The sequence below is a fragment of the Moorena sp. SIO3I6 genome, from assembly GCF_010672095.1.
The window spans coordinates 1-2,694 of the sequence record NZ_JAAHHU010000594.1 but is presented as its reverse complement, the minus strand read 5'-3'; the positions used below and the strand labels follow the sequence as shown (position 1 = coordinate 2,694).

The 2,694-nt window shown below is 41.5% G+C and carries 4 protein-coding genes; 2 read left to right on the top strand and 2 right to left on the bottom strand.

The features are described from left to right. Together F6K49_RS40070 and tnpA are read right to left on the bottom strand one after the other, a co-directional pair. The coding region (locus F6K49_RS40070; RefSeq protein ID WP_293106332.1) for a helix-turn-helix domain-containing protein at positions 1-308 on the bottom strand (308 nt) is incomplete at its 3' end. Positions 309-542: 234 nt separating this feature from the next. Beyond that, positions 543-950, bottom strand: coding sequence for an IS200/IS605 family transposase (tnpA, locus tag F6K49_RS40065; protein ID WP_193431280.1), 408 nt, complete (start codon positions 948-950; stop codon positions 543-545). Positions 951-1,052: 102 nt separating this feature from the next. Here tnpA and F6K49_RS40060 point away from each other — a divergent pair, with 102 nt between their 5' ends. Beyond that, positions 1,053-2,402, top strand: coding sequence for a transposase (locus tag F6K49_RS40060; protein WP_293106326.1), 1,350 nt, complete (start codon positions 1,053-1,055; stop codon positions 2,400-2,402). Positions 2,403-2,414: 12 nt separating this feature from the next. Beyond that, on the top strand, positions 2,415-2,694 hold a 280-nt coding region (locus tag F6K49_RS40055), incomplete at its 3' end, for a cytochrome P450 (protein WP_293106322.1).

Sequence of the window (2,694 nt, the reverse complement as noted above, 5' to 3'; positions counted from 1 at the left end):
TCACTACAAGCTGTAGCTACTAAAAACGCTTCTGTTTTTCCCTGTAGGAGTTTAGTTCTTCCCTTTCGACGACGTTCTTTTAAGGCTGATTCTAGTCCCTCTTCTACACATCTTTGTCGCGTTCGATGCACTGTTGATTCTCCCACTTTCAACATAGTTGCTATAACCTCGTCTGGATGTCCTTCATCTGACAGCAACAGAATTTGGGCTCTTTTGACGATTCTTCCGGTTGTTTTTCCTTTAGAAGTAATTTGATAGAGATGCTCACGCTCAGAATTCGATAGATTGACGATGTATTTGACAGCCATAGTTGCTCAAGCCAGTTTTTATCAAGCTTCTCACATTTGTAGCCACCTGTCAAAATCACTGTGGTAGACTACTAGGAACTATCTCCAGAAATGGGAAGAGATTGGAACCTTAACCTGGTATCCTGAACTGCGGGACTATACCTTTGATATCGCTAGTACCTTGCTGATGGGAACTGATGTAGGTTCCCAAACCGCTCTGGGTCAACTATTTAACAAATGGGGAATTTCGACCCCTCAATTGCGTCCGCCTGATTGATTTTCGATATATTGCTTGACTTTCTCTAAAGGTGCTCCGCCACAAGAAACTATACATTTAGAGTCATGCCATAATTTCGCTTTTTCTCCCCAATAATGCTTACTGATATCTTCTTTGAATTCTTTCCTGAGAATTCTGCTACTAGCGGATTTCAGGGATGCGATTAAATCAGATAAGTTATTGTCGGGATGAAAACTTACCATCAAGTGAACATGATCTGGTTCACCGTTGAATTCTTCTAATTTACATTTGTTTGGCTCCAATACTCTCGTGAATACTTGAGCCATGCGATCTAACATCGTTTTAGTAAACACCTGGCGACGGTATTTTGTCACAAAGACAATATGCAGGTGAATAGAAAAAACCACGTGAGAGCCTTTCCTCATAATAATTCTGGGTATCCCTTGTCAGTTCCGTTTATCCGTGTTATGTTGATTCTAGAATAAAAATCGACTGATTTAAAACAAGGGATTTAGATTACTGTTTTGATGCTAATACAGACATTTCGACTGTATCCAACTGAGTCACAAAAAGCTAAGCTATTTTATGCCCGTTCGTTACACCAACTTCTGTACAATGCCTGTCTAGCTCACCGCCGCTATGAATGGAAGGTGAATCGAAAAAGTGTCAACTACCTTGAGCAACAGAATATTTTGCCAGCATACAAAGAGTGTTGGCCTGAGTATAAAGGTCTTTACAGTACCTCATTACAAGCGACCGTTAAACGGGTAGATTTAGCTTACAACAGCTTTTTAAAGGGATTAAGAAAGTTCCCAAGATTTAAGTCTATCAGGGATTATTCTGGTTGGACTTACCCCAGCACTTCTGGATGGAAAGTTGACAGCAATGGAAAACATGGAACTCTAGTGCTAAATGACTTAAAAACCCAGATCAGGATGCGAGGTAAAGCCAAACATTGGGGAAAACCAACCACTTTGACCGTTGTTTACAAACCGCGACTAAATCAATGGTTTGCGTCGATCACCGTAAAAGTGGATGTACCCGAACCCAAGTATGGGTCTGAATCAGACTTAAGTTATGAGTCGGTTGTGGCTTATGACTTGGGAACAGAGACAGCTATTACTACTTTTGATGGTTCCGAGTTCAACGAAATCAAAAATCAGCGTTTTACTCGTACTTTAGAACCATTATTGAAAGCTGCTGGCAAAGATAAACGCAGAAAACGCGCTCCTAATCGTAAACAGCGAGTAAAGCCATCAATTCGTTGGAAAAAAGCCAATAGACGAGAATCTCAAATTAAACGCAAAATTTGCAATCAGAGAAAAGACTGGCAGCACAAAGTTACATCAGATTTAGTTAGTCGTTATGACATCGGTGTAACTGAAAAGCTAAACACGAAAGGGATGACCCGTAAGGCAAAGAAAGGGTCAAAGCGCAAAAAACAAAAGGCTGGGTTGAACAAATCCATTCTTGATGTTGGTTTTGGTTCTCTTAACAAGATGCTGTCCTACAAAATTGAGCTAAAAGGTGGGATAGTACTTCAACTGCCCACCAAGCAATTAAAGCCATCACAACGTTGCCCAAAGTGTGGAAAAGTTCATAAAGACTGGGCTAATCTCTCCAATCGTTATCACGTTTGTGATGAGTGCGGATTTCGGCTTTCACGGGACAAAACCAGCACAATGGTGATGTACAACGCAGCACTAGGTAATCAGCCGGGGTACGGAAATGACCTCGATAAACGTGGATTTTCTAGCTCTACTTCAAAGACCAGTAAGCATACTGGATCGATGAAGCAACTAGGGAAGATGAAGCGTCAAAAATCACGCTCATCAGACGGGTCTGCTGAAACCCCGTCCCTCTACAGGGCGGGGTAGTTCATCGGTTACTTGATTCCTCAAGGTTGGACTATACTGTGCCAAATTACCGAAACCAACAACAATGAGGCAATTTATCGATATCATCAACGCTTTGATCCAGATCGGTTTGGTCCAGATAGGACAGAAGATCAACAAAAAATATTTGGATATATCCCCTTTGGAGGTGGTTTACGGGAATGTTTAGGCAGGGAGTTTGCCAAATTAGAAATGAGGATTTTCGCGGCTCAATTGCTCCGGGATTATGACTGGAAACTAGTGCCAGGTCAAGATTTAGAAATGGTGGTGATTC